This is a genomic window from Exiguobacterium sp. s122, assembly GCF_018618475.1.
Lineage (GTDB): Bacteria > Bacillota > Bacilli > Exiguobacteriales > Exiguobacteriaceae > Exiguobacterium > Exiguobacterium himgiriensis.
Map to the genome: position 1 here is coordinate 1536203 of NZ_JACSMD010000001.1, position 26974 is coordinate 1563176.

The 26974-nt window shown below is 51.6% G+C and carries 26 protein-coding genes; all 26 read right to left on the bottom strand.

Translation table 11 applies throughout. The annotated features are described in order from the left end of the window. Window positions 1-26 precede the first annotated feature (26 nt). Window positions 27-1244, bottom strand: a complete 1218-nt coding sequence (locus KNP92_RS07940) for a M16 family metallopeptidase (RefSeq protein WP_214839267.1) — start codon at window positions 1242-1244, stop codon at window positions 27-29. A 51-nt stretch (window positions 1245-1295) separates the two neighbouring features. Beyond that, the gene (gene pnp / locus KNP92_RS07945) at window positions 1296-3512 is read right to left on the bottom strand and encodes a polyribonucleotide nucleotidyltransferase (protein ID WP_214839269.1); all 2217 of its coding nucleotides are present in this window, start codon (window positions 3510-3512) and stop codon (window positions 1296-1298) included. Window positions 3513-3643: 131 nt separating this feature from the next. Then, window positions 3644-3913: a 30S ribosomal protein S15 gene (gene rpsO / locus KNP92_RS07950; protein WP_015881433.1), complete on the bottom strand. Its 270-nt coding sequence runs from the start codon at window positions 3911-3913 to the stop codon at window positions 3644-3646. A gap of 124 nt (window positions 3914-4037) precedes the next feature. After that, complete coding sequence (locus KNP92_RS07955; protein ID WP_214839271.1) at window positions 4038-4964, bottom strand: bifunctional riboflavin kinase/FAD synthetase; 927 nt, start codon at window positions 4962-4964, stop codon at window positions 4038-4040. A gap of 15 nt (window positions 4965-4979) precedes the next feature. Beyond that, the gene (truB, locus tag KNP92_RS07960) at window positions 4980-5888 is read right to left on the bottom strand and encodes a tRNA pseudouridine(55) synthase TruB (protein WP_214839273.1); all 909 of its coding nucleotides are present in this window, start codon (window positions 5886-5888) and stop codon (window positions 4980-4982) included. Between the two features lie 46 nt (window positions 5889-5934). After that, a complete protein-coding gene (rbfA, locus tag KNP92_RS07965; RefSeq protein WP_214839275.1) occupies window positions 5935-6282 on the bottom strand; it encodes a 30S ribosome-binding factor RbfA in 348 nt (115 codons plus the stop codon). A gap of 18 nt (window positions 6283-6300) precedes the next feature. Further along, window positions 6301-8517 (bottom strand): translation initiation factor IF-2, encoded by a 2217-nt coding sequence (gene infB, locus KNP92_RS07970; protein WP_214839277.1) that lies wholly within the window; start codon window positions 8515-8517, stop codon window positions 6301-6303. A gap of 21 nt (window positions 8518-8538) precedes the next feature. Further along, entirely contained in the window at window positions 8539-8835 is a 297-nt protein-coding gene (locus tag KNP92_RS07975; protein ID WP_214839279.1) for a YlxQ family RNA-binding protein, read from the bottom strand. Beyond that, the gene (gene rnpM, locus KNP92_RS07980) at window positions 8832-9110 is read right to left on the bottom strand and encodes an RNase P modulator RnpM (protein WP_214839281.1); all 279 of its coding nucleotides are present in this window, start codon (window positions 9108-9110) and stop codon (window positions 8832-8834) included. The genes KNP92_RS07975 and rnpM overlap by 4 nt, the downstream gene beginning before the upstream one ends. Beyond that, complete coding sequence (nusA, locus tag KNP92_RS07985; RefSeq protein WP_214839283.1) at window positions 9107-10273, bottom strand: transcription termination factor NusA; 1167 nt, start codon at window positions 10271-10273, stop codon at window positions 9107-9109. Before nusA ends, rnpM begins: the two co-directional genes overlap by 4 nt. Before the next feature lie 12 nt (window positions 10274-10285). After that, window positions 10286-10756 (bottom strand): ribosome maturation factor RimP, encoded by a 471-nt coding sequence (rimP, locus tag KNP92_RS07990; RefSeq protein ID WP_034808833.1) that lies wholly within the window; start codon window positions 10754-10756, stop codon window positions 10286-10288. A gap of 120 nt (window positions 10757-10876) precedes the next feature. Further along, the gene (locus tag KNP92_RS07995) at window positions 10877-15151 is read right to left on the bottom strand and encodes a PolC-type DNA polymerase III (protein WP_251136432.1); all 4275 of its coding nucleotides are present in this window, start codon (window positions 15149-15151) and stop codon (window positions 10877-10879) included. A 91-nt stretch (window positions 15152-15242) separates the two neighbouring features. Further along, window positions 15243-16943 carry a proline--tRNA ligase gene (locus KNP92_RS08000; RefSeq protein WP_214839287.1) on the bottom strand — a complete coding sequence of 567 codons (1701 nt, stop codon included), beginning with the start codon at window positions 16941-16943 and terminating at the stop codon, window positions 15243-15245. 31 nt (window positions 16944-16974) lie between these two features. Beyond that, window positions 16975-18225, bottom strand: coding sequence for an RIP metalloprotease RseP (gene rseP / locus KNP92_RS08005; protein WP_214839289.1), 1251 nt, complete (start codon window positions 18223-18225; stop codon window positions 16975-16977). 16 nt (window positions 18226-18241) lie between these two features. Beyond that, window positions 18242-19387 (bottom strand): 1-deoxy-D-xylulose-5-phosphate reductoisomerase, encoded by a 1146-nt coding sequence (gene dxr, locus KNP92_RS08010; RefSeq protein ID WP_214839291.1) that lies wholly within the window; start codon window positions 19385-19387, stop codon window positions 18242-18244. Window positions 19388-19399: 12 nt separating this feature from the next. Further along, window positions 19400-20197: a phosphatidate cytidylyltransferase gene (locus tag KNP92_RS08015; RefSeq protein ID WP_214839293.1), complete on the bottom strand. Its 798-nt coding sequence runs from the start codon at window positions 20195-20197 to the stop codon at window positions 19400-19402. Between the two features lies 1 nt (window position 20198). After that, window positions 20199-20936 carry an undecaprenyl pyrophosphate synthase gene (locus KNP92_RS08020; RefSeq protein ID WP_214839295.1) on the bottom strand — a complete coding sequence of 246 codons (738 nt, stop codon included), beginning with the start codon at window positions 20934-20936 and terminating at the stop codon, window positions 20199-20201. Window positions 20937-21019: 83 nt separating this feature from the next. Then, complete coding sequence (gene frr / locus KNP92_RS08025; protein WP_034808847.1) at window positions 21020-21580, bottom strand: ribosome recycling factor; 561 nt, start codon at window positions 21578-21580, stop codon at window positions 21020-21022. Continuing rightward, entirely contained in the window at window positions 21577-22302 is a 726-nt protein-coding gene (gene pyrH / locus KNP92_RS08030) for a UMP kinase (RefSeq protein ID WP_214839298.1), read from the bottom strand. Before pyrH ends, frr begins: the two co-directional genes overlap by 4 nt. Before the next feature lie 106 nt (window positions 22303-22408). Further along, entirely contained in the window at window positions 22409-23290 is an 882-nt protein-coding gene (tsf, locus tag KNP92_RS08035) for a translation elongation factor Ts (RefSeq protein ID WP_214839300.1), read from the bottom strand. Window positions 23291-23407: 117 nt separating this feature from the next. Further along, the gene (gene rpsB / locus KNP92_RS08040) at window positions 23408-24148 is read right to left on the bottom strand and encodes a 30S ribosomal protein S2 (RefSeq protein WP_214839301.1); all 741 of its coding nucleotides are present in this window, start codon (window positions 24146-24148) and stop codon (window positions 23408-23410) included. A gap of 152 nt (window positions 24149-24300) precedes the next feature. After that, window positions 24301-24678 (bottom strand): hypothetical protein, encoded by a 378-nt coding sequence (locus KNP92_RS08045; protein WP_214839303.1) that lies wholly within the window; start codon window positions 24676-24678, stop codon window positions 24301-24303. Window positions 24679-24689: 11 nt separating this feature from the next. Further along, the gene (locus KNP92_RS08050; RefSeq protein ID WP_214839305.1) at window positions 24690-25460 is read right to left on the bottom strand and encodes a FliA/WhiG family RNA polymerase sigma factor; all 771 of its coding nucleotides are present in this window, start codon (window positions 25458-25460) and stop codon (window positions 24690-24692) included. Between the two features lie 12 nt (window positions 25461-25472). Then, window positions 25473-25958: a chemotaxis protein CheD gene (locus KNP92_RS08055; RefSeq protein ID WP_214839308.1), complete on the bottom strand. Its 486-nt coding sequence runs from the start codon at window positions 25956-25958 to the stop codon at window positions 25473-25475. Beyond that, a complete protein-coding gene (locus tag KNP92_RS08060; protein ID WP_214839309.1) occupies window positions 25951-26550 on the bottom strand; it encodes a chemotaxis protein CheC in 600 nt (199 codons plus the stop codon). Before KNP92_RS08060 ends, KNP92_RS08055 begins: the two co-directional genes overlap by 8 nt. Further along, window positions 26540-26971 carry a chemotaxis protein CheW gene (locus KNP92_RS08065; protein WP_214839311.1) on the bottom strand — a complete coding sequence of 144 codons (432 nt, stop codon included), beginning with the start codon at window positions 26969-26971 and terminating at the stop codon, window positions 26540-26542. Before KNP92_RS08065 ends, KNP92_RS08060 begins: the two co-directional genes overlap by 11 nt. Between the last annotated feature and the right edge of the window lie 3 nt (window positions 26972-26974).

Genomic DNA, 26974 nt, shown 5'->3' on the forward strand with positions numbered 1-26974 from the left:
TAGAGAACTTACAATTCGGTTTCAAGTCAGTCTTCGGACGGAAGGACATAAGATTTGGCAGGAGCATGGCTGAGCACTTCACGAATGAGGGCGTTCACGTCGCGTGCCTCAATCCGATCCACTTTATCGAGGACGACGTCAATCGGTTCTACTTCATTTAGTAAGACAAGGTTGCGGCCGTTTCGGTTCATCCGAGCGCTCGTGCTCTCGTTCCCGAGCACGAGCGATCCTTTCAGCTGCCGCTTCCCTTTTTCGACTTCTTCTTCACTCAATCCAGTCGCCTTTAATGCTGCGAGTTCACGTACCATAATCGATTCGACTTGATCGAGTGTGTCTTTTGACGTCCCGATGTAAATCGTGAACGTTCCGTGATCATCGAACGTCGTGTAATATGAATAAATCGAATAAGCGAGCCCTTGTTCTTCGCGAATCGACTGAAACAGTCTTGAAGACATCGTCGCCCCAATCGCGTTATTTAACAGCGCGAGGTGCGGCAATCGGTCATCGGTCGCGGCGATTGCTTCGAAGTTCCAACAAAGATGGGCTTGTTCCGTTTCTTTCTCTTTTTTCACGACTTCGGCGTAAAGCGTCGGCACGGTCGATTCTTTCGGAGATTCCCCTGATGGGAGTTCGGCAAACCTCGCTTTGACGGCCTCGATGAGTTCATCCGGCACGTGCCCGGCAATTGAGACGACAACGCGGTTGCCCGTATACCGTGTTTCCATGTAACGAAGCAACTGGTCCCGTGAAAGACCGAGCACGCTCGATTCCGTCCCGAGAATCGGTTCTGCTAGCACATCATCTTGATACACGGCCGTTGCGAGCAGTTCGTGGACGAGGTCTTCTGGTGTGTCTTCATACATTTTGATTTCTTCAAGTACGACGCGTTTTTCTTTCTCAAGTTCAACTTCATCGAAGACGGAGTCAAACACCATGTCCGCGAGCGCGTCGAACGCCATGACGGCGTGCTCATCGAGCGTCTTCACGTAATAACACGTATGGTCTTTCGACGTGAACGCATTGACGCTACCACCGAGTTCATCGAAAAATGAGGCGATTTCTTTCGCCGACCTTGTCGTCGTCCCTTTGAATAACATATGTTCAATCAAATGGCTGATTCCAATTTCGGACTTGTCTTCTGTGCGCGTCCCGGCTTTGATGAACACACCGGTCGACGTGCTCCGGACGTCTGCCATCGGTTCGATGACGATGCGGACGCCATTATCTAATGTGATCCATTCCATTTTATCACTCCTATGAAAAAGGCCATCGCGATAGACGATGGCCAGCATAAATTAGTTTGTCGATCTTGGTGGGCGACGATCTCCGTCACGACGCGGCGGACGGCTGTCACGCGGTGGGCGGCTCTCACGTTGCGCTTTCCGTTTCGCTTCGTAAGCTTCGCGCTCCTCAGGTGACAATCCTTCAAGGATAAGCACTTTGTGTGAAGCGTTGACGCGACCTTTGTCATCAATCTCGGTCACACGGACTTTGATTGTATCGCCAAGTTTCACGACGTCCTCGACGTTCGCGACACGCTCTAAGCTGAACTCTGAGACGTGAACGAGGGCGTCTTTGCCTTTGAACAATTCGACGAACGCGCCAAACTTCTCAATCCGGCGGACGGTCGCGTCGAACTCTTCGCCGACGACAACTTCACGCACGATGTCGCCGATGAGCGCCATCGCCATATCGATGCCTTCTTGGTCGGTCGAGGCGATGAATACTGTCCCGTCCTGTTCGATGTCGATTTTGACACCTGTCTGGTCGATGATGCTGTTGATCATCTTCCCGCCCGGTCCAATCACGTCGCGAATCTTGTCCGGGTTGATCGTCATCGTGACAATCTTCGGTGCATACTTCGACAACTGTGGACGTGGGGCATCGATCGTTTCGAGCATATGGCTCAAGATATGGAGACGGCCGACACGCGCTTGTTCGAGTGCTTCGACCAAGATGTCGCGTGTAATCCCTGCAATCTTGATATCCATCTGAAGTGCTGTAATACCGTCTTTCGTTCCAGCGACTTTAAAGTCCATGTCCCCGAGATGGTCTTCGAGCCCTTGAATATCCGTGAGAACGGTATAGTGTTCGCCTTCCATGATGAGACCCATCGCAATCCCTGCGACTGGCGCTTTAATTGGAACACCAGCGTCCATAAGAGCGAGCGTCGAGCCACAGATTGAAGCCTGTGAACTAGAACCGTTCGACTCAAGTACTTCCGATACGAGACGAATCGTATACGGGAAATCGGCTTCTTTCGGGATGACCGGGAGCATCGCACGCTCACCAAGAGCGCCGTGCCCGATTTCACGACGGCCTGGTGCTCGGACTGGACGCGCTTCACCGACCGAGAATGGCGGGAAGTTGTAATGGTGCATAAAACGTTTGTTCTCTTCGAGGCCGATTCCGTCGATGATTTGCGCATCGCCGATGACACCGAGTGTCGCGACCGACATGACTTGTGTCTGACCACGTGTGAACAAACCGACGCCATGGGCGCGCGGCAACAAGCCGACTTCAGAAGCGAGCGGGCGAATGACGTCAGGACGACGACCGTCAGGACGAACCTTCTCGACTGTAATCAAGCGGCGAACTTCATCTTTAACGAACTTGTTCAAAATACCCGATACTTCTTTCAACTTGGCTGGCTCGTCGGCGAGACGTTCTTCGTAGAGGGCGACGTACTTGGCGATGACATCGTTGATCGCTTCGTCACGTGCATGCTTCTCTTCGACTTGAACGGCCTCGACGATTTCAGGACGAGCGGCTTCAAGCTCTGTTGACAACGTATCGTCAAACTTCGACACCGTGTATTCAAATTTCGGTTTCCCGACCGCTGCGACGATCTCGTTTTGGAACGCGACGAGCTTTTTAATCTCATCGTGACCGAACAAGATCGACTCGAGCATGACGTCTTCTGAAACTTCGTTTGCTCCCGCTTCAACCATGTTGATGGCATCAGCCGTACCAGCGACTTGAAGTTCGAGTTCTGTCTTCTCGAGTTGCGCGGTCGTCGGGTTGACGATGAATTCGCCATCGATTCGGCCAACCGTTGCACCGGCAATCGGTCCGTCAAACGGGACGTCCGAGATGGAGAGTGCGATTGATGTGCCGAGCATACCAGCCATCTCTGCCGAGCAGTCCGGATCGTTTGACATGACGTAAATCATGACTTGGATATCGTGACGGAATCCATCTGGGAAGAGTGGACGAATCGGGCGGTCAATGAGACGTGAAGTCAAAATCGCATTCTCACCAGGACGGCCTTCCCGACGAAGGAAACCTCCTGGGATTTTACCGACTGAATAGAGTTTCTCTTCATAGTTAACCGTTAACGGGAAGAAATCTAAATCTTTTGGTGCTTTCGATGCCGTTACTGTAGCGAGCACGACGGTGTCGCCGTAACGCACGAGCGCCGAGCCGTTCGCTTGCTTCGCAAGTTGGCCCACTTCTACAGAGAGCGGACGTCCGCCCCATTCCGTAGAAAATACTTGTTTCGTACCTAACATGAACATTCTCCTCTCAAACCTTATCTAGTTTATTATGTAGCTCATTCCTACGAATGTCTAATGATTTCCTTTTAAAAAAGAAGAAACGGACTAGGAACAAATGTCCCAGCCCGTCACGTGGTCCAGTCGGATTAGCGACGGAGACCAAGGCGTTGAATCAATTCACGGTAACGTGTAACGTCCTTGTTACGAAGGTACGTAAGCAAGTTACGGCGACGTCCAACCATTTTCAAAAGACCGCGACGTGAGTGGTGGTCTTTCTTGTGTGTACGAAGATGATCGTTTAATGTGTTGATTTGTTCAGTTAAGACTGCAACTTGAACTTCCGGTGAACCAGTGTCACCTTGTTTTGTCGCGTATTCCGCGATGATTTCATTCTTACGTTCTTTTGAGAGTGCCATTTGCCTCTCCACCTCCAATTAAATAAAATTGCCGCGTTGCCGAGCCGGCGTTGGTGAATCGACCAGCCAAGCGAAACGGTGTACTTTGCGTACCAAACAAGAATACAGGAGTCCGTATTCAAAGTCAAGATAGGATTGACCGGGCCGTCATCTCGTCCTGTTTCAACTGCGCGACGAGTGAATCAAGGCCATCAAACGCCCGCTCGTTTCGAATGAATCGAACCCATTCGATTTCAATCAATTGGCCATACAAATCCTCAGAGAAATCAAACAAGTGACTCTCGATTGAGACGTCGCCCGTGTCATAGAATGTCGGGCGCCGCCCCACGTTCGTCATCGCATCGAACGTTCGGCCGTCACGCAACCGGACTCGCGTCGCATAGACGCCGAGCCGTGGCATGACGTATGATGCGTCCATGACGACGTTCGCCGTCGGGTATCCAATCGTGCGTCCACGCGCGTCCCCATGAATGACTTCGCCACAGATCACATACGATGTCCCGAGGAGCGCGGCTGCCGCCTCGACTTCTCCTGCTCCGAGCAGTTTTCGAATCCGTGTCGATGAGACTTTCTCTCCGTCCTCGGTCTGTTCAGCGACGACGGATGTCGTGAAGCGACCCCGCGCATGGAACGGTAACGTTTCCATCGTCCCTTCTCCGAATTTACCGTACGAATAATCAAACCCGGCCGTCACATGAACAGCGCCGGCTCCAATCAAGTAGTCGTCGACAAACTGTTGCGGCGACAGGCTCGCAAGTTCTTTCGTGAACGTCATGACGAGGCAGCGTTCGACTCCGAGCGCCTCAATCCGTTCCAACTTGCGCGAGAGCGGCGTGATGTAACGGACTGCATCCGGTTTATTCGACAACACTTGTTTCGGATGTGGATCGAACGTGACGACCGTGACCGGCACGTTCAGCTGCTCCGCCTGATCTTGCGCATGGCGAATCACGGCCTGATGGCCCGTGTGGACGCCATCGAAGAATCCGAGTACCATGACCGAAGGGACAACGTCCGGCTTCTCGGGATATGTGAGATGTATCGTTTCCATACTTTCGTTTCCCCCTTAGTCGATTGTCAACATGACCTCGACTGTTGCGTCTGTCGTTCCGTCAAGCCGTCGATAGAGGGCGAGCGGAATTCCTTCTTCATTATAGACAGTAAACAGTTCGAATTCGAGCGAGACGTCGTTTAGCTTGCCACCGTTACGAATATAGCGCTCTCGGTTGGCAGGAATCGTCATCGAGGGCCAGCGCTTGATGACTTCTTCGAGCGGGATGACGGACTGCATCCGTTCCTCGACCGTCTCAATCGCCATGAGCGTCTCGAGACGGACCGCGGCCGTTTCGTCGAACGAACCAGACTTCGTTCGACGAAGGTCGCTCATATGGGCCGGAAAACCTAGGCGTTCCCCGATTTGGACGGCGAGGGTCCGAATGAACGTCCCTTTCCCGCAATCGACTTCGATTCGAAAACGACATACGTCGTCACCGAACGTGAGGTCGCTCGTCCGGACGAGTTGATGAATGTCGACCATACGACGCGGACGTTCGACCGTTTGACCTTTCCGGGCATATTCATACAGTTTCTTCCCATTCACTTTGACCGCCGAGTAGTACGGTGGGACTTGTTCGATCGTTCCCGTTAACGTCTCGAGGATCAGGTCGACGTCCGCCGCTGTGAACGCTGCTGACTCGACGACACGTGCCTCGACGACTTCGCTATGGGCATCTTCCGTCATCGTCGCTGTCCCAATCGTCACTTCGGCCACGTAACGCTTCCCTTCGTCCGTCAAAAAACGTGATAATTTCGTCGCCCGACCGAGACAAATCGGCAACACCCCGGTTACTTCCGGGTCGAGCGTACCGGTATGGCCCACTTTCTTCGTTTGAAATAGCTTGCGCAATTTGAAGACACAGTCATGGCTCGTCATGCCCGCATCTTTATCAAGGATGAGTACTCCTGTCGGTTCCATGTTTTTCCCTCCACATGAAAAAGGGAGACGTGAGTCCCCCTTTCCCTTATTCGCCTTTGTTCAAATCGCGAATCAACGAATCGATATGGCTACCATATGCGACTGATGAATCGTATTCAAACGACAATTCTGGTGTTTTCCGAAGACGGATGCGGCTTCCGATTTCACGGCGGATGAATCCGCTCGCCTTATCGAGTCCTGCTTGCGTCTCTGCCTTCACTTCAGCGTCGTCTCCGAGCACTGTGTAATAAGCTGTCGCTTGTTGCAAGTCTCCGGTCACTTCGACGCTTGTGATTGTCGCGTTCTTCGTACGCGGATCGCTCACTTCACGAAGGAGAATGTCTGTTATTTCTTTACGCATCTGTTCAGCGACGCGTTGGGCACGAATGTTCATACGTGTTCCCTCCTTGCTTTATTTACGTTCGACTTCTTTCATGACGAACGCTTCGATGACGTCTTCGACTTTGATGTCATCAAACTTCTCGACTTTAATCCCACACTCATAACCTGTCGCAACTTCTTTGACATCGTCTTTGAAGCGGCGGAGCGTGTCGAGTTTGCCTTCATAGACGACAATCCCGTTACGGATGACGCGAACGCCGGCATCACGTGAGATTTTACCTTCTGTGACGTAACATCCAGCGATGGTTCCGACTTTCGAAACTTTGAAGACGTCACGGACTTCAACTTGTCCTGTGATTTCTTCGACGAATTCTGGATCGAGCATCCCTTTCATCGCGCTCTCAATTTCTTCAATCGCGTTGTAGATGATGCGGTGGAGACGCATTTCCACGTTCTCTTGTTCCGCCATAGAACGAGCATTCCCGTCAGGACGGACGTTGAAACCGATGATGATGGCGTTCGCAGCCGAGGCGAGGATGACGTCACCCTCTGTGATCGCACCGACACCTTGGTGAACGATGTTGACTTTGACACCTTCGACGTCGATTTTACGAAGCGAGCCCGCAAGAGCTTCCGCTGAACCTTGAACGTCTGCTTTAATGATGACGTTCAAGTCTTTCACTTCGCCTTCTTGAATCCGGCTGAACAAGTCGTCAAGGCTGACTTTTGCCGACTCACGACGCTGTGACTCGAGGTAACGTTGGTAACGTTTTTCTCCGATGGCACGTGCCTTCTTCTCATCTTCGAACACGATGAACTGGTCTCCGGCTTGCGGAACGTCGTTCAATCCTGTGATTTCGATCGGTGTTGATGGGCCGACTTCTTTCACGCGACGACCGATATCGTTGACCATCGCCCGGACACGACCGAACGTGCTTCCGACGACGATTGAGTCTCCAATCCGAAGCGTACCGTGTTGAACGAGAAGTGTCGCGACTGGGCCACGGCCTTTGTCGAGTTTCGCTTCGATGACCGTACCACGGGCTGGCATGTCAGGTGTCGATTTGTATTCTTCGACTTCTGAGACGAGAAGGATCATCTCGAGCAACTCGTCGATGCCTTCCCCTTGAAGGGCTGAGATTGGAACGAAAATCGTTTCGCCGCCCCACTCTTCAGGAATCAAACCGAATTCAGTCAATTCTTGTTTGACACGGTCCGGATTTGCGCCTTCTTTATCCATCTTGTTGACTGCGACGATGATTGGAACGTTCGCCGCTTTCGCGTGCGAAATCGCTTCTTCCGTCTGCGGCATGACACCGTCATCCGCTGCGACGACGATAATCGCGATGTCCGTCACTTCCGCTCCACGGGCACGCATCGTCGTGAAGGCGGCGTGACCTGGTGTGTCGAGGAACGTGATTTTCTTGTCGTTGACTTGAACTTGGTACGCACCGATGTGCTGCGTGATTCCACCTGCTTCGCCGGCAACGACTTTCGTGTTGCGAATCGAGTCGAGAAGCGTCGTTTTCCCGTGGTCGACGTGACCCATGATGGTTACGACTGCCGGGCGCTCTTCAAGGTCGTATTCAGAGAAGTCGACTTCGACCGTCTCGAAGTCGATTTCGTCGACAACGACTTCTTTCTCCACTTCGAAACCGAATTCTGAGGCGAGCAATTCAATCGTCTCGTCATCGAGCGTTTGGTTAATGGTCGCCATGACACCAAGACCCATCAACTTCATGATGATCTCGTTTGGCTTTTTGTTCATTTTCGAGGCCAAGTCCGATACACTCAACACGTCCTCATACTTGATGACGTTGCCCATCTCGGCTTCTTGTGCAAGACGCGCGGCTTTCCGTTGGCTCGTTTTCGAGTTTGGATCCGCTTCTTGTGGGATGGCTGCTTTGGCTGGCTTCCCTTTTCCTTTTCCGCGTTTCTTGTTGCGGTTGTCGTTACGGTTGTTCCCACCAAAACGGTTGCTTCCACCGCGGTTTGACTGGTTGCCTTGTGGAGAAGCTTGACGCGTTTTAGGCGCTTCTTTCTTCTCTTGCTTCGGTTGTTCTTTCGGCTGTTCTGTCGGCTGTTCTGTCGCCGCTTTCGGTGCAGCTTTCTGTTCAGCCGCGCGATATTTCTCAGGGTTAAAAATTCGATCCAATTGGTTCACCGATTCCTCATCTAAAACAGCCATATGATTCTTCACCGGCTTGTTCAATTTTTCGAGCTGGGTAATGACTTGTTTACTTGTTACGTTCTGTTCTTTCGCAAATTCATAGACGCGTTTTCCCAAAGCATCCACCTCCGTTAATAGTTACGAGAGAAGTTGCTTAAGCTTGTTCGCAAATCCGGATTCGGTCACGGACACGACGACACGCATGTCTTTCCCCATGGCAGCGCCGATCGTATATCGGTCGCTCACTTCCACGAAAGGAACACCATACGATGTACATTTGTCGGTAACTCGTTTTCTCGTTGACGCTCCTGCGTCTCCGGCAAGGATGACGAGCTTGGCGCGGCCAGCCCGAATATCCTTTAATACAAACTCTTCTCCCATCGTTACTTTCCTCGCTCGTGCAGCAAGGCCTAACAATGATTCCCACTGGCTCATGAGACGTCTCCCTCAACAGCTTGTTTGAGCTGCTCGTAAAGGGTCTCATCGGTCTTCACTTTCAAATGATGGTCGAGCGTCCGCTTTTTCTCAGCTAAGCGGATGACGTCCATCTGTTTCGACAAGTATGCGCCACGTCCGTTCATCTTCCCGGTCAGGTCGATGACGACGTCGCCTTCAGGCGTACGGACGACACGAATCAAGTCTTTCTTTGGTAACATCTCTTGCGTAACCACACATTTGCGCAAAGGAAGTTTCTTTTGCTTCATGATCATTCCTCTTCTTTTACCGTCGTCGATTCAAGCGCTGTGTCTACCTCGTCAGCCTGTTCCATTTCATTGTGAACAATTTCTGGCTCCGATTCAACTTTTTCAGCGTACGTATCGAACAAGTCGAGCGCTTCCGCATCCGTCTCACTCTTAATGTCAATCTTCCAACCTGTCAATTTCGCAGCAAGGCGCGCGTTCTGACCGCGTTTCCCGATAGCGAGCGACAATTGATAGTCTGGGACGACGACCGTCGTCGACTTGGCCGGTTCATTTACGTAAACCGCCACGACTTGGGCCGGGCTCAGTGCGTTTTTCACGAACTCTTTCGGGTCTTCCGACCAGCGAACGATATCGATTTTCTCACCGTTCAACTCATCGACAATCGTTTGGACACGCTGCCCTTTCGGACCGACACACGCGCCGACCGGATCGACGATGTCGGAATGGACGGCGATTTTTGAACGGTCACCCGCTTCACGTGATACCGACATGACGTCGACCGTCCCGTTCGCGATTTCTGGCACTTCGAGCTCGAACAAACGACGGAGGAGCCCCGGATGTGTCCGCGACACTTGAATGGCAGCGCCAGACCCTTTTGTCGTCGAGTCGACTTTCGTCACGTACACTTTGATGCGGTCGTGAATCTGATACGATTCGTTCGGCATCTGTTCGTTCGGCGTGAGCACCGCCTCGATGTTGTTCTCAAGGCCGATATACAAGTTGCGCGGGTCGAATCGTTCAACAATCCCTGTCATGATTTCGTCTTCTTTGTCCGCGAAATGGTTGTAAATCCGCTCACGTTCCGCTTCACGCATCTTTTGCGTGACGACTTGTTTTGCTGTCATCGCTGCGACACGACCAAAGTCGCTCGGCGTCACTTCCTCTTTGTGGAAATCGCCAAGCTCATAGTTCGGGTCGATTTCATGTGCTTCTTCGAGCGAGAGCTGTTGCTCCGGCTGTGTGAGGCGCTCGACGACTTCGAGCAATGCGAACACGCGAATATCGCCTGTCACTTGGTCAAACTCGACTTTAACGTGCTCGTTCGGGTTCGCGACATTTCGGCGATACGCCGAGATGAGCGCTTGCTCGAGTGCATCGATGATGATGTCTTTCTCGATCCCCTTTTCTTTTGCAATCTGTTCGATTGTTGTGAGTAATTGTGGCCCCATCTTTACCTCTCCTTAACTAAACGTGACCGCTAGGCGGGCTTGTGCAATTTTGTCAACTGGTAGCGAGATCGCTTTTTTTCGTGTCTTGATTTTTGTCTCGACGACAGCGGTCTCACCGTCATACGCCGTTAAAATACCTTCGAACTCTTTGGCGCCTTCGATTGGGGCGAACGTCTTAATGTAGACGTTTTTACCAATCGCCCGTTCAAAGTCGACCGGTTTCTTGAGCGGGCGCTCCGCACCGGGACTCGAGACGTCAAGATAATAGGCTTGTTCGATCGGGTCGGTTTCGTTTAGTTTTTCCGAGAGCTGTTCGTTGATATTGACGCAATCATCTAAATCGACGCCCCCCGGCTTGTCGATATAGACACGCAAGAACCAGTCTGGACCTTCTTTCACGAATTCAACATCGACTAATTCCATGTTCGCTTGCTCGACGATCGGCAAAGCGATGGCTTCGACGACCTCTGTTATTTTGGACACTCTCATCCCTCCTTCTTGGCTTTTACATACAAGAAAGGAGTAGGGTTCCCTACTCCTTTCCGTCGTAGTATCCAACTTTGTTCGATACTAATATATCATATTTTCCCGATTTTCTGCAACTTACACCCCAAAATCGAAGAATGACAGCTGGTTCTCATCCGGGAGCCCTTCTAGACATTTCATCGTGTCGAGCGTCTCGATAATCGTTTTCGATAACTTGGCCCGTTTCCGAAGATCTTCTTTTGACAAGAACTGTCCTTCGGCCCGTGCCTCGACGATGGCTTTGGCCGCGTTCGTCCCTAAGCCGTCGACCGCATTGAACGGCGGAATGAGCGTATTGCCTTCAATCAAGAACTCAGTCGCACTCGAACGATACAAATCAATGTTTTGGAACTTCATGCCCCGCTCGAGCATCTCGAGTGCGAGTTCGAGCACGGTATGGAGCCCTTTGTCTTTCGCCGTCGCATCGAATCCTTTTTCACGGATGTCGGACATCGCTTTACGGACGGCTTGCGAGCCTTTGATCATCGCTGACAAGTCAAAGTCTCCGGCCCGGACTGTAAAGTACGTCGCGTAATACAAAATCGGATGATGGACTTTGAAATACGCGATGCGGACGGCCATCAAGACGTAAGCCGTCGCGTGTGCTTTCGGGAACATGTACTTGATTTTTTTACACGAGGCGATATACCACTCCGGTACACCGTTCGCTCGCATCTCGGACTCCATCTCCTCAGTCAAACCTTTCCCTTTTCGGACCGACTCCATGATCTTAAAGGCGAACGACGGTTCAAGTCCGGCGTAAATCAAATAGACCATAATGTCATCTCGACAACCGATGACGTCTTTCAGTTCACACGTGCCGTTATAAATCAATTCGTTCGCGTTCCCGATCCATACGTCCGTCCCGTGGGATAATCCCGAGATTTGAACGAGCTCGGAGAACGTCGACGGTTTTGTCTCTTCGAGCATTTGTCGAACGAACTTTGTACCGAATTCCGGAATTCCAAGCGTTCCCGTCTTAGACTCGATTTGTTCCGGGGTGACCCCGAGCACTTCCGGTGACGAGAAAATCTTCATGACCGTCGGATCGTCGGTCGGGATCGTCAATGGGTCGATGCCCGATAAATCTTGGAGCATCCGAATCGCGGTCGGGTCATCGTGACCGAGAATGTCGAGTTTGAGCAAGTTGTCATGAATCGAGTGGAAGTCAAAGTGTGTCGTCTTCCATTCGGACGTCTTGTCGTCTGCCGGATATTGAATCGGAGAAATCTCCGCGATGTCCATATAGTCCGGGACGACGATGATTCCACCCGGGTGTTGCCCGGTCGTCCGTTTGACACCGGTCACACCAGAGACGAGACGGTCGACTTCGGCGTTCCGGTAAATCTTATCGTTTTCGGTCGCATATCCTTTCACGTACCCATACGCCGTCTTGTCGGCAATCGTACCGATTGTCCCGGCACGATACACGTACTCTTCACCGAACAATACTTTCGTATAGGCGTGGGCGTGCGGCTGATATTCCCCTGAGAAGTTCAAATCGATATCCGGAACTTTGTCTCCTTTGAAACCGAGGAACGTCTCGAACGGAATATCGTGGCCGTCTTTCTTATACCATGCCCCACATTCCGGACATTCTTTATCGGGCAAGTCATATCCTGAACCGACCGACCCGTCATCGAAGAAGTGCGAATGCTTACACTTCGGACAGACGTAATGCGGCGGAAGCGGATTGACCTCGGTGATTTCCGTCATCGTCGCCACGAGACTCGAACCGACCGATCCCCGTGACCCGACGAGATACCCATCGTCGAGCGACTTTTTCACGAGTTTATGCGAAATCAAATAGATGACGGCAAACCCGTGCCCGATAATCGACTTCAGTTCTTTCTCGAGCCGGGCCTCGACGATTTCCGGAAGCTCCTCACCATAAATCGAACGAGCCATGTCGTAACTCATGTTGCGCACTTCATCGTCCGCCCCTTCAATTTTCGGCGTGAACAGTTCATCCGGGATGATTTGAATCGACTCGATTTGGTCGGCGATTGCGTTTGGATTCGTGATGACGATTTCACGGGCCAGTTCGTCGCCGAGGAACTTGAAGTCTTCCATCATTTCCTTCGTCGTCCGGAAATGAGCGTGCGGGAGCTCTTTACGCGTGTTAATGAAGTTCGCCCCGCCTTGCGTCCGAATCAAGATTTCACGGTACGAGCGGTCGGTCCGGTCGAGATAGTGAACGTTTCCGGTCGCACAAACAGGAAGATCTGCTTGCTTTGCGACACGAATGATCCGTTTGATGATGTCTCGGAGCTCGAGTTCGTTCGCGACGATCTCTTTATCGATTAAATGTAAATAAAGCGCCGGTGGATGAATCTCGATGAAGTCATAAAACGCCATCATCTTCTCGAGCTCTTCGTCCGACTTGTTCAGCGCCGCGTCAAAAATCTCACCGTTGTCGCAGGCCGATCCAATCAAAAGGCCCTCCCGACGTTTGATGAGTTCAGAGCGTGGCATCCGAGCCATCCGGAATAAATAGTCGATATGTGAGAGCGAAATCAATTCATACAAGTGACGTAATCCAGGTTTCTTATTCTTCGCATAAATCGTCGCATGGAACGGCCGAATCTTCGAGACGTCACTCCCGACTTTCGCGTTGAGCGAGCGGTGCGTCTGCATCTCGAACATCTGCTTGGCAAGATCGAGCAGCTTCATCAATAGATAAGCCGTCGCCTCGGCATCGTAAATCGCCCGGTGGTGCTGGGTCAATTCGATGTCGAACCGTTTAGCGAGCGTATTGAGTCGATGGTTTTTAAGCGTCGGCAAAATCGTCCGCGCGAGCTCGAGCGTATCGATGACCGGATAGTCGTCCGGTTCATGTCCTCCGCTTCGAAGCGTCGCCTCGAGAAAGCCCATATCGAATGCTGCGTTATGCGCGACGAGGATACTGTCGCCGCACCAGTCGACAAACTGTTTCGTGATCACTTCCGGGTCCGGCTGTCCGTGGACCATGTCGTCGGTGATGCCCGTCAACTCGATTGTCGTCGCCGAGAGCGGATGTTTCGGGTCAGCGAACGCCTCGAAGCGATCGATAATTTCCCCGTCTTTAATCTTCACTCCGGCAAGCTCGATGATTTTATTGTAAACCGCCGACAGACCGGTCGTCTCGACGTCAAAGACGACGTATGTCGCATCGTCGAGCGCGATATCAATCGGATGGTAGGCGACCGGCACCCCGTCATTGACGACGTTCGCCTCGACGCCGAACAACACTTTAATATCGTTTTTCTTGCCAGCGTAATACGCCTCAGGGAACGACTGAACACCGGCGTGGTCTGTGATGGCGATGGCCCGATGCCCCCATTTCGCGGCTCGGGCGACGAGCGCCGACACGTTCGTGACGGCATCCATCTGGCTCATCTGCGTATGGGCGTGGAGCTCGACGCGCTTTTCGCCGTCCCATTCGTCACGGACCGGTTCGACTTTCACTTCTTGGAGCTGCGAGGCCATCATGCACAGTTCGCGCATGAAACTATCGTCTTCGACGCGTCCCGCCGCTTGAATCCACATGCCTTTTTTGACGGCACTGAGCATGCGGTCGTCATCATCGTCACGGGCGAACACTTTGACGATGAGCGAATCGGTATAGTCCGTCATCTTGAACGTGAACAGTTTCTTCCCGCTCTGCAATTCTTTTCGTTCGGCCGAGAAAACGAGACCGCGGATGGCGACACGCCGTTCTTCTTCGATGATTGTTTTTATTTGGACGATTTCATCTTTAATCAATGCACCCATACGCACTTCAGTGACCGGCTCTTCGTTCGACTCGGTCGTCTTGGCAAATTGGGCGGCGAGCGCCATTTTCGCTTGTTCAATGTCTTCTTGAACGACTTGTTCACGAAGCGCTTGATTCGCTTCCGTATCTTCCGAGAACTGTGCTTGGCAAGGCTTCTTCGTGAAGCCATACGCACTGTATAGCGCCTGCACTTCTTGGCACAATTCTTTATCGACATAACTCGCTTCTGGCGCTGAGCGCACTGGAATGAACAGTTTATTTTGCTCAAAGCGTGGTTGGACCGAAGCGAAATACGTGCGCATCGCCCCAGACACTTGACTCAGTTCACTGACGATGCGTGGCCAATAGTCGATATAGTCCGCATCCTTACCGCCCTGTTCCGTTGTGAAGCGGGCGTACACTTCATCTGCGAACGTCGCGTAACGACTTTCAAGTCGACTCATGAACAGTTGATGTACCTCATACGGCAAGACGTGGTGTAACCGAAAATGGAACGTCCACGTCCGCCGCTGTTTGTTGACGACAAGACGCGTCAACTCGGCACCGTCAAATTGATCCGTCTCGGTCGTAATGCCGAGGTCGTTCAAGAGCAATAACATTTTTTGATTGGCTTCCACGGGTCAGTAATCCCCCCTCTTCGTTCAACATGGACAAATGAAGGTGACGGCGAGAACCGTCACCTTCATGTCATCACTGGAGTGCATCTAACTGTGCTGTCAAAACGGCTTGTAAGTCGTCGACCGTTGTTTCGATGACTTCGCCTGTTGCGCGAAGTTTCACTTCGACGACACCGTCACCGGCTTTTTTCCCGACGTTAATTCGAACCGGGAGACCAATCAAGTCCGCATCGGCGAACTTGACGCCGGCCCGTTCTTTCCGGTCATCGTATAACACGTCATACGTAGCTGACAATTCTTTATATAGACGGTCGGCGAGTGCGAGTTGTGCCTCGTCTTTCGCATTGATCGCGATCAAATGGACGTCAAACGGAGCGATGCTCTTCGGCCAGACGATCCCGCGGTCGTCATGATGCTGCTCGACGACGGCTGAAAGCGTCCGTGACACCCCGATTCCATAACAACCCATGATGAGCGGCTCGGCACGTCCCTCTTCGTTCAAGAACGTCGCACCCATCGCTTCCGAGTAGCGCGTTCCGAGCTTGAACACTTGACCGACCTCAATCCCGCGAGCGAAACGGACAGGACCTGACTCGTCAGGTGCTAAATCCCCTTCCACGACGAAGCGGAGATCATGGAACGTCAAGTCGCCCAAATCGCGTGCCGCATTGACGTGCAAGAAGTGTGTATTCGCTTCATTGGCGCCACATACCGCATCGACCAAATATTTGACGGCATAGTCCGCGACGACTTTGACCGGTGAATCGATCGGTCCGAGCGTGCCAGGTTCACAACCGAATAACTCGATAATCTTTGCTTCTTCTTCCATTTGAATATCAAGTCCGCCGAGCGCGTTCTTCACTTTCACGTCGTTCGCTTCGTGGTCGCCGCGAACGATCGCCATGACCGTCTCGCCATCCACGTTGAAGAGAACCGATTTGATTGTCGTCTTGACGTCGACGTCAAGGAAACGTGCCACGTCTTCAATCGTCTTATGTTCTTTCGTATCGACTTTTTCAAGTTCCGCCACCGTTCCGGCTTGCATGTCATACCGGTCGAGCGTCTCAGCCATCTCGATGTTGGCCGCATAATTCGAACTGTCCGTATAGACGATCGTGTCTTCTCCGATTGCGGCGAGCGCTTGGAATTCGTGCGTGTCTTTCCCGCCGATTGCACCGGAATCGGCGACGACTGGGCGGTACTTTAGGCCGACTCGGTCGAAGATACGCGAGTAGGCGTTATACATGTTGTCATACTCCTCGTCTAATCCGGCCTGATCGGCATGGAAGGAGTAGGCATCTTTCATCAAGAATTCACGACCACGGAGCAATCCGAAGCGCGGACGACGTTCGTCGCGATATTTTGCTTGAATCTGGTACAAGTTGACAGGCAACTTTTTATATGAGTTTAACTCGTCGCGAACGATTGACGTGATGAGTTCTTCATGTGTCGCACCGAGGGCGAAACGACGGTCGTGACGGTCCGTCAAGCGCATGAGTTCTGGACCATAAATGCCCCAGCGCCCCGTCTCTTCCCAAAGCTCAGCCGGTTGGATGGCCGGCATAAGCAACTCTTGGGCCCCTGCCCGGTTCATCTCTTCTCGGATGACCGTTTGGATGTTTTGTAGCACTTTATGGCCGAGTGGCAAATACGAATAGATGCCGGCCGCATTTTGACGAATGAACCCACCCCGGACGAGCAGTTGATGGCTGACCGCCTCTGCGTCAGCTGGCACTTCTCGGAGTGTAGGCATAAGCAATCTCGATTGTTTCATAGGTATCAACGTTTCCCTTCTCTAACACGTTCTATTTGAAAAATGATTGGATATCGTTCCATGTGACGATGAGCATTAACAACATCAACAAGGCGAAGCCGATAAAATGCACAAAGCCTTCTTTTTTCGGATCAATCGGTCGGCCACGCACCGCCTCGAACAAGAGGAAGATGAGTCGACCCCCATCGAGTGCCGGGAGTGGCAACAAGTTGAAGATGGCCAAGTTCACAGAAAGAAGAGCTGTCCAGTTAAGAAGCATGATGAGGCCGCTCGCAGCGACTTCATCCGTCATCCGGACGATTCCGACCGGTCCGGCAAGTTGATCGACACCGACTTGACCGGTCACAAGATCACCAACGGCAGAAAAGATGAGCGTTGACATCGTCCACGTCGTCTCAGCACCCGTCGTGAATGCTTTCGTCGGCGAACGCTCAAGGGCGTTCGTTACGCCGAGAATCCCGACTGTCTCCCCGTTTTGTTCGAGCGGTTGCGGCGTGAGAGTGACCGTTTGTTCTGCGCCGTCTCGGACGTACGTGACTTCAGTCGGCATGTCGGCACGACCTGCGAGCGCCTCACGTAAGTCGGCCCAGTTATCAAGTTCCGTTCCTTCGATTGACACGATTTCATCGCCCGCCATAAGACCAGCTTCCGCAGCGGCCGAATCTGGCTGCACTGTTCCGATTTGACCGTCGTCCGTCGGTGTTCCTTGGACGAGCCCGACGATGACGAGCAAGATGAAAGCGAGGACGAAATTCATCGCCGGACCAGCTGCGATAGCGAGCACGCGTTTCCATACGGACTGCGCGCCGAACGTCCGGTCGTACGGTGCGATTTGAATCTCCATGCCTTGGTCGACGAGTAGCGTCTCACGCTCGAGTTCGTACACACGAACTTCCTCATCGACGAGCAATTGGACTTTCAGCTCTCGAATCGAGTCAAACTTATCGACCGTGCCGGCGACGTGGACGTCCGTTGCCTGGTCGGGTTGAAAGTACACACGGTCGACCGTACCGGCCGGTGTCAGACGAAGTCCGACATGTTGTCCGGCTTTGACTTCGATCGGCTCAAAATCTTCCCCTGCCATCTTGACATAGCCGCCGATCGGCAAGAGCCGAATCGTATAGAGCGTCTCGTTTTTTCTGAATGACAGAATTTTCGGCCCGAAGCCGATTGCAAACTCATGACAGAGAATCCCTGCCCGTTTCGCCATGACAAGGTGGCCCCATTCATGTACGGAAATGAGTACCCCAAACATCAAAACGATGGCGATAAAAGTCGTCATTGTCTATTCCCCACCTTCACTTTCCTTGCTGAATCTGTAATCGAACCGCACGGTCCACTTCTAAAATATCCGCGAGCGTCGGCTCCGCAATGATTGTATGGGCGTTCATCGCCTCTTCAACGAGACGTTCGATGTCTAAGAAGCCGATGTCGCCGTTCAAGAACTTTTCTACGGCCGCTTCATTGGCTGCATTGAGCACCGTCGGCATGGACCCACCTGCACGACCTGCCTCGTAGGCGAGTCGAAGGGCCGGATACCGTTCAAAATCGGCTTCGGCGAAATGAAGCGTCCCGATTTCTCTCAAGTTTAACCGCTTGTTCCCTTCGATTTCAAGCCGTTTCGGCGTGGCGAGGGCATATAGGATCGGGCCGCGCATATCCGGATTTCCGAGCTGAGCCATGACGGCCGCGTCTTTATACTCGACCATCGAATGGATAATCGATTCGCGGTGAAGTACGACTTCAATATCATTATAATCGATATCGAACAACCAGTGCGCTTCGATGACTTCAAGACCCTTATTGAACATCGTCGCCGAATCAATCGTGATTTTTGCCCCCATCGACCAGTTCGGATGATTGAGTGCCTCCGCGACGGTCACCTCGGCGAGCTCATCGCGAGTACGGTCTCGGAAACTCCCCCCCGATGCAGTCAAGATAATTTTCGCGACGTCTTCCCGTCGCTCCCCGTTCAAACATTGGTAAATCGCTGAGTGTTCGCTGTCGACCGGCAATAAGTTGACACCGTACTCTTTGACGGCCGCCATGACGAGATGTCCGGCCGTGACGAGCGTTTCTTTGTTCGCGAGTGCGATGTCTTTTCCGGCTGCAATGGCAGCGAGCGTGGGTTCGAGTCCGACGGCACCAACGACTGCCGTGACGACCACGTCAGCCCGTTCCGCCGTCGCACATGCAATCAATCCTTCTAGTCCGATGAAAAAGAGTGGCTCGTATGTAAGTCGGGGCTTCAACTGTTCGAGTACTTCAATCGATTTGGCCGAAACGTATTTCGGACGGAGACGATTGATCCATTCCTCTGCTACTTCGACGTTCGTTCCAAACGCATACGCCTCAAGTTCAAACAAGTCGGGGTGCTGTTCGATGACGTCACAAGTTTGTACGCCGATCGAGCCAGTCGCCCCGAGTAAGCTGATTCGCTTCATCTTGACACTCCTTTATAACAAATTGAAAATCCAAATGACAGTAAAGACGGCAATCATGCTGTCGAAACGATCTAGAATCCCGCCATGTCCCGGTAACAGATGGCCCGAGTCTTTGACCTCGTATTGGCGCTTATAAGCCGACTGGACCAAATCGCCGAGTTGCCCGACGACGGCAACAACGACCGCGAGGATAATCACTTCCAAAAAAGGAAGGATTGGATCGATGAGAATGAACACGATTCCAGTCGCGATGGCCGCAACGATTCCACCGATCGCCCCTTCAATCGTCTTATTCGGACTGATTGATGGCCAAAGTTTCGTCTTCCCAATGGCTTTCCCAGTGAAATATGCACCGGAATCGGTCGCCCAAATGATGAATAAGACGAGTAACACTTTGCTCAGTCCATCATCCGACAGCCGAACGAGCGCGAAACTCGTAAACCCAATGACGAGATAGACGGCCGAGACGAAGTAAAAGCTGGCATCTTCATACGTGAACCGGTTCTTCGTCACGACTGTCCAAAAGAGAAGTAACGTCAAACCGAGAATCATCCACTGGTTGACGGACATCGGCAGTTCGCTCATATCCATCCGACGCTCGAGCAACATCATCACAAAAGGGAACGCAACAAGAAGCGCGGTGACAAGAAACGGGAATGCCGTCAGCTTATGACGTCGCATCAACGTGAATTCACTCAAGCCGATTAAAGCGAGGATGCCCATCAAGATGACGAACGGACTCCCACCTAGAGCGATGAGCGTGACGAAAATCGCACCGGCCCATAGTCCTGTAATAATTCGAGTTTTCATATTAGACACCACCGAATCGACGCGTTCGGGCGTTGTAAGCCGCAATCGCCTCTACAAAGTGGTCGCGCTTAAACTCCGGCCATAACACGTCCGTGAAATGAAGTTCGGCGTACGCCCCTTGCCAGAGCAAAAAGTTTGAGAGCCGTTGCTCTCCACTCGTGCGAATAATCAAATCGACGTCTTGCATGTTCGTCATGAGCCGCTCTCCAATCATCGCGTCATCAATCTCTTCCGGAAGGATTCGACCGGCAGCCACGTCCATGGCAAGCAGACGCATCGCTTGAACGAGTTCATCGCGTCCACCATAATTGAGGGCGAACACGAGATCGAGCCCTGTATTTGTCGCGGTCCGCGTCCGTGCCTCTTCCACTGCCTCTCGTGTGCCCCGTGGTAACTTCGAGACATCACCGGCAACGAGCACGCGCACGTTTTGTTCATCGAGTTCCTTTAAGTCCGTCTCAAGAAACTGTTTTGGCAACTTCATCAGAAAATTGACTTCTTCTTCTGGACGTGTCCAGTTTTCGGTCGAGAACGCATATAGCGTCAATGACTTGATGCCAAGTTCTTGCGCCGTGCGGACGGACTCACGCACCGATTTCATCCCTTCCCGGTGACCCATGATGCGCGGGAGCCCACGTTTCTTCGCCCAACGGCCATTGCCGTCCATGATGATGGCGACGTGTTCGGGAATGCTCAGTTCCGCTTCGGTCTTCGTTTTAGGATTCACCCATTTAAACATACTCTATCCTCCTGATTGTATGAAAGAGGGACCCTCTCAATAAAAGGGTCCCCACACAGCTTTTTGGTATACCACTTCCGTGATTACACTTCCATGATTTCTTTTTCTTTCGTCGCTGCAGACTCATCAATCTTTTTGATGTACGAATCCGTTAACGTTTGGACGTCGTCCGCATAGCCGCGGAGATCATCTTCCGTCATCTCGCCGTCTTTCTCGAGCTTCTTCAAGTTCTCGTTCGCGTCACGACGGACGTTACGGACAGCGACTTTCGCTTCTTCCGCATACTTCTTCGTGATTTTAACGAGTTCTTTGCGTCGCTCTTCCGTCAACGCCGGGATGGCGAGACGAATGACCGTCCCGTCAGATGATGGCGAAAGACCGAGGTCCGCTTTTTGAATCGCTTTTTCGACTTCCGAAACCATCGACTTGTCCCACGGTTGAATCAAAAGAAGGCGGGCTTCTGGTGTGTTAATGTTGGCCACTTGGTTAAGCGGTGTCGGCACGCCGTAGTAATCGACTTGGACCGGGTCCAAAATTGAGGCGCTGGCACGGCCTGTGCGAAGCGTCCCAAAGTCGCGTTTGAGTGCGGCATGGGCTTTCTCCATTTTTTCTTCAGCAGTTTTCAACACTTCATTTACACTCATGAATTGATTCCTCCTACTACCGTCCCGATATGTTCCCCGAGTACGACACGTTTAATGTTTCCTTCTTCAAGCAATGAGAATACAATAAGTGGAATGTGATTGTCCATACAGAGTGATGTGGCCGTCGAGTCCATAACTTGGAGTCCGTCTTTGAGCACGTCTAAGTACGTAAGCGTCTCGTACTTCACCGCTTCTGGGTCAAGTTTCGGGTCGGCTGAATAGACGCCGTCCACGTTGTTTTTCCCCATCAAGATGACGTCTGCTTCGATTTCAGCTGCGCGAAGGGCTGCAGTCGTATCAGTCGAGAAGTATGGGTTCCCCGTACCAGCCGCAAAGATGACGACACGGCCTTTCTCAAGATGACGCATCGCGCGACGACGGATGTACGGTTCTGCGACTTGACGCATTTCAATGGATGTTTGGACGCGCGTTTGGACATCGTGTGATTCAAGGCTGTCTTGAAGGGCGAGCGAGTTGAGGACAGTGGCGAGCATGCCCATATAATCGGCATTGGCCCGGTCCATCCCGAGTTCACTGCCGGTCTTCCCGCGCCAAATGTTTCCGGCACCGACGACGACGGCCACTTCGACGCCCATGGCGACGAGTTCTTTAATTTGTCCAGAAATCGAGTTGACAATCGTTGGATCGATGCCATACCCTTGATCACCTGCGAGCGCTTCTCCACTCAATTTTAACACAATTCTCTTATATTTCGGTTCCATACTTTGCCTCCTCTTGCTTGAAAAAAGGGAACACGCTCCCTTAACGAACTAACTCAAGGTTATACAGACGTGTTCCCAATTTTGAATGCATCACGGGTGATGCAGATTATTTTTTAAGTTGGTTCATTACTTCTTCAGCAAAGTTTTCTTCGCGTTTTTCCATGCCTTCGCCGACTTCGAAACGTACGAACGAGTTAACACGGCCGCCTTTAGACTCTACATATTTCCCAACTTTGAAGTCAGCGTCTTTGACGAATGTTTGGTCAACGAGGCAGATTTCCTCGTAGTACTTGTTCATGCGTCCTGCAATCATCTTCTCGACGATGTTCGCTGGCTTACCTTCGTTGAGGGCTTGCTCAGTCAAGACTTTCTTCTCACGATCTGCTTCTTCAGCTGAAACTTCATCGCGTGTCGCGTAAAGTGGACGTGCTGCAGCTACGTGCATCGCAACGTCTTTGGCAACTGTCTCATCTGTCGTGCCGTCGATGATGACGACCGAACCGATGCGACCACCCATGTGGAGGTACGTGCCGAATACTGCATCGTCTGCTTTTTCAAGCACAGCGATGCGGCGGAGTGAAATTTTCTCTCCGATTGTCGAAGCTTCTTCTTGAATGTGCGTCTCAAGCGTTTTACCAGCGACGAATTCAGATGCGAGCGCTTCTTCAACTGTCGTTGCACCAGAAGTGAGAACAGCCGTCGCAACGTCAGATACGAGCGTTTGGAACTTCTCGTTCTTCGCAACGAAGTCTGTTTCAGAGTTTACTTCGACGAGCGTAGCTTTGTTGCCTTCAACCGCTACTGCTGTCAAACCTTCTGCTGCGATGCGGTCACCTTTAGCTGCCGCTTTCGCGATTCCTTTTTCACGAAGGAAGTCGATTGCTGCTTGCATGTCACCGTTTGTCTCAGTGAGTGCTTTTTTGCAATCGAGCATACCTGCGCCTGTTTTTTCACGAAGTTCTTTTACCATTGCTGCTGTAACTGCCATCGGAAATTCCTCCTTAGTAACCCTACAAATTTTAAGAAGAAGGCACGGTGCCTTCGTATACATGTCCTAAAAAAAGGTGATAAAAGGCTTTCCCTTTATCACCTGTTGTCTAACTGATTACTCAGCTTCTGTAGCTTCTGCTTCAGGTGCTACAGCTTCTTCAGCAACTTCTTCTTCACCTTGCTTCGCTTCGATGATCGCGTCTGCCATCTTAGAAGTGAGCAATTTAACCGCACGAATTGCATCGTCGTTCGCTGGGATAACGTAGTCGATTTCGTCTGGGTCACAGTTTGTGTCGACAATCGCAACGATTGGGATGTTCAATTTGTGAGCTTCTGCAATCGCGATACGCTCTTTGCGTGGGTCAACGATGAAGAGAGCATCTGGAACGCCTGGCATGTCTTTGATTCCGCCGAGGAACTTCTCAAGACGTGTCATTTCTTTTTTCAAGATGATGACTTCTTTCTTAGGAAGTACTTCGAACGTGCCGTCTTCTTCCATTTTCTCAAGTTGTTTCAAGCGGTTGATACGCTTTTTGATTGTTGAGAAGTTTGTGAGTGTTCCACCCAACCAACGCTCATTGATGAAGAACATACCTGAACGGAGTGCTTCCTCTTTGATCGTGTCTTGAGCTTGTTTTTTCGTACCAACGAAGAGGACGTTTCCGCCTTCTGCCGCGAGTTCACGAACGAAGTTGTAAGCTTCGTCTACTTTTTTGACCGTTTTTTGAAGGTCGATGATGTAGATTCCGTTACGCTCCGTGAAGATGTATTTCGCCATTTTTGGGTTCCAACGACGTGTTTGGTGACCGAAGTGTACACCAGCTTCAAGCAATTGCTTCATTGAGATTACTGCCATGATAAATTTCCTCCTTGTGGTTTAAAAAAGTCCTCCGCCTCGTTCATCAATGTATTCCGACCTTTCGGCACCGAGGAATACCATCCCGAGACGTGTGTGATGTGTTTAACACCGAGAATTACTATAGCATATGTCACCGAATCCGGCAACTCTCACTTCCCACGAAATTTTGCATATAACGCCATCTCGCCTTCCCCTTTTCCGAGGAGGCGAGCCGCGTCACGTACGGAGTGACGAAGGAGCGTCTCTTCGACGAGTTGATGGTCTGACTGTTCCGCAACGACTTTCTGGATCGGAGCGGCCTCCGGTTCGTGGGACATGGATTCCGATTCGTGGAAAGTTCGTTCAGACACGTCGTCTTGTTTGACGACGTCATTCATTGATTCCATGAACGACAACAACAACATCTCCGTCTCATGTTTTTCCGCTTCGAGTTGCTCGATTCGACTTTTCAACGTCTTCAGTTGTTTGAAAGCGAGTAAGAGTGCATAGGTGAATCCGATGCCTGCAAGCAATAAAATAATCGTCATCTTCATCCTCCTTATGACGTCTTTTCTTCCAAATACGAGCGTCCGAGCGCAGACTTGAGTGTCTTTAACGCTTTCGAGTGAATTTGCGAGATGCGTGACGTCGATAACTCGAGTACTTCCCCAATCTCTGTTAACGTCAACTCATCGAAATAGAACAAAGAGACGACGAGTCGTTCTTTTTCCGACAATTGTTCAATCTCGGACGTCAATACATCGAGCAGCTCGCGTTGCAATAACGTATCTTCTGGCTTTTCAGAGTCCGGATCGAAATACGTGACGGAGATGACTTTCCCTTCTTCTTGAAGCGTTACCGCCTCGTCAATCGATAACATATTCGCGAAATAGCCTTCCGCCATCGCTTTTTCAATATCTGAAATCGGAACACCACAAGCGGTCGCGAGCTCTTCTTTCGTCGGTGCCCGGTGAAGCTTCTGTTCGAGTTGTTCGGCTACTTGGTCAATCTTTTTGACGCGTTCACGGACAGACCGAGGAAGCCAATCGATTTTACGAAGTCCATCGATAATCGCCCCACGAATCCGAAACGCTGCGTACGTGTCAAACTTATTGTTGTGATCTGGATCATATTTCATGAGGGCATCGTACAATCCCATGTAACCCAAACTTTTCAATTCGTCGCGTTCGACGCTTTTCGGGAGCGTCACGATCATTCGTTGTACGTGATAATGGATTAAAAATTCATAATGAGATAACAGTTCGTTTGCCGTCTCCATATCACGGTCACTGTTCCAACGATCCCACAACTGAGTAAGCTGAGTCGTCATGTCGATCCCCCCTTAAAGTTCTTTCGTGCCAACACTGACCGTCCGAATCGACAACACGGACGTGGTCACATCAAATTCAATCGTTCGACCGTTATGGCCGCCACAATCTTCTGCGATAAGCGGAATGCGATGGGCCTTCAGTGCTTTTCGAATCGCTTCAGCATTTCGTTCACCAATGCGCATCGCCTCGTTCTCATATTTAAACTGAAACATCTGTGCGCCGCCGGCCATCTTCGCCTGTAAACGACCTGCTCCGGCCCGTTTCAACGAATCAACGAGTGCATCGATCGCCGTGTCGGCATATTTTCCTACTTCGAGCGTCTGATGTTTCCGAGCGATATTGGAATCTGGTAACATGACGTGCGCCATCGCCGCCACTTTTATGTGCGTGTCGTATAAAATCACGCCGACACATGAGCCGAGTCCGGCCGTACGGAGTCGATTTGGTGCTGTCGTCTGTTTCCATTCGGCGATGCCGATTTTGAGTACTTCAGCCATGGCCCAGCAACCGCCGCTCGATTTGCTTGAGCGAGCCGTGTGTCGGTAGGAACAACACATGGCCTGCACTCACTTTGTCATCAATCAAAAATGTCGTATCGATATAGAGCGCCGCATCCTCTTCTGGCTGGACCGACGTGACGACGAACTCAACGATGGAGCCGGCCATGTCGATTGCCGTCGCAGGTACTTGAATCAAGATCGGTGTCGTTAACCAGTCACTCAGCGCACGCGCGTAAGCCCCGCTCATAATATTGCCAATCTCTTCCCAAGCCGATTGGCCAAGTTCACTCGCTTCAGCGAACGTGAACGGCATCCCAATTAACGAGGTGACCATCGCTTCGGCGTCATCGACCGGGAATAGGATGAGAATCATACCGCGAATCTCACCACCGAGTTCGAGCAAGACCGAGGCGACATGGCGCTCCGGACCGCCGACTCGATCAGGTAAATACGAGATCGGCTCCATTTCGGCTGAAGAGACCGTGATGTTGACGGGCTTTGCCAACAGCGTCGATAACGCCGTCGCCGCATGACCTGATCCGATGTTTCCGAGTTCTTTCAATAAATCTTGTTCAAATTCACTCAGCATGTTGATCCTCGAATAAGGCATTGGCATCAAGGAGTGAGAACAATTTGTCTTCCCCTTTGGCAATCGCCGTCAAATGCGCCGCGAGCATGTCTTGGCTCGACTCAGGAATCGGTTCAATCCGAACCTCGTCGCTCTCGACGACTTCATTCGCCCGGTCGACGATGAATCCAGCATCGCCTTGATTCAATGAGGCAATCAAGATACGCGTCTCGTCCGTCGCCTCAAGTTCCTCATACCCGAGGCGGAGGCGAAGGTCGATGACCGGTGTGACGACCCCACGTAAGTTAATGACTCCTTTGACGTGAGCCGGCGCGTTCGGGACGCGCGTCACGGGTTGCATACGCTCGATTGAACGGACCGATTGAACGTCGATGCCGTACGTGTTGTCGGCAAGTGAAAAGACTACCCATTTTTGTTCCATCCT